Annotated in this window: 2 protein-coding genes; both read right to left on the bottom strand. The window is 55.3% G+C overall.

Annotated features, from left to right (window positions below; translation table 11 throughout):
• Window positions 1-113: 113 nt before the first annotated feature.
• Entirely contained in the window at window positions 114-356 is a 243-nt protein-coding gene (locus tag AC1RPN_RS07835; RefSeq protein ID WP_289874436.1) for a hypothetical protein, read from the bottom strand.
• Window positions 353-909 (bottom strand): hypothetical protein (locus tag AC1RPN_RS07840; RefSeq protein ID WP_481763658.1); only part of this gene is annotated, 557 nt, incomplete at its 5' end. The genes AC1RPN_RS07840 and AC1RPN_RS07835, both read right to left, overlap by 4 nt.

Genomic DNA, 909 nt, shown 5'->3' on the forward strand with positions numbered 1-909 from the left:
ACGCGGGGCCACGACGCAGATAGGACCCTTCTCATTACGGGGGTGGTGCTGTTCGAGTGCAGCTACCACCTGAGCAAGCCGGTCGATCCGGTTGTTCGAAAGATCGAGTTCCATCAGCGAATCACCTTGATCGACACGTCACGCGGGTACACCAATTCCGTACGGCTCCAGCTGGTCTGTGCCCCGCTAATCATGCGGACGGCACGCACCCGGCCCTCGTCGGGTTCCTCATCGAGCATCACCATGAACAAATCGAAACCGCTGGGCTCCAGCTGATTCGAAAACATGGTGCCGCCTTCCAGCTCACTGATTGGAACAGGGACGCGTGTGTCTTCGAAGCTGATGGTGGTCTTCATTTACTCTCCAAACGAAGTTGTTGTACTTCCGAAATAACCTTGCGTACGTCGCTCGGGCCCGATGCCAAAAGCTCTACTAGAGCTTGCCTATCTGAGGCCTCTTTGCTCGTGCTCAGCTGGTGAACACGATTGACGTGCGGCAGTATAACAGTGCTAAACTCCGGATGCAAGCGCATTGTCTCGAAATGATCATGCGGAATCGACCCTTGACTCAGCAGATAGTTCTCGGCACGGCGCATAAGCGTTAGCTTCCACTCTTCCTGCTGAGCGGCTTCAAAAGCCTGACGATCATCCATATCTTTGTATTTACGATAAGGCTCAATGCGCTTGATACACTCGTGAATGAAAGCTACCTCGTCCTCGGCCGCGCGAACATTCGACTCATTGATCTCGCGCATAGCCGCAATTTCGTCCAGCTCGGCCTCGGCGTCGAGACGATCAGCCTCGTTGTCCGCATTCTGAAGCGCGGCCTCTGCACGCATCACCTTGGCCAGAATTCTTTTTTCGCTGGCACGCGCCGAGGCTAGCGCTGCTTCTCGGTCCTGACGCAGAT

The organism is Dellaglioa sp. CoH-57-MRSF-20 (assembly GCF_056781955.1).

What these genes read in the sequence shown, in the direction of transcription:
- AC1RPN_RS07835 (WP_289874436.1), bottom strand. Translation starts at nt 356, where the DNA reads ATGAAGACCACCATCAGCTTCGAAGACACACGCGTCCCTGTTCCAATC.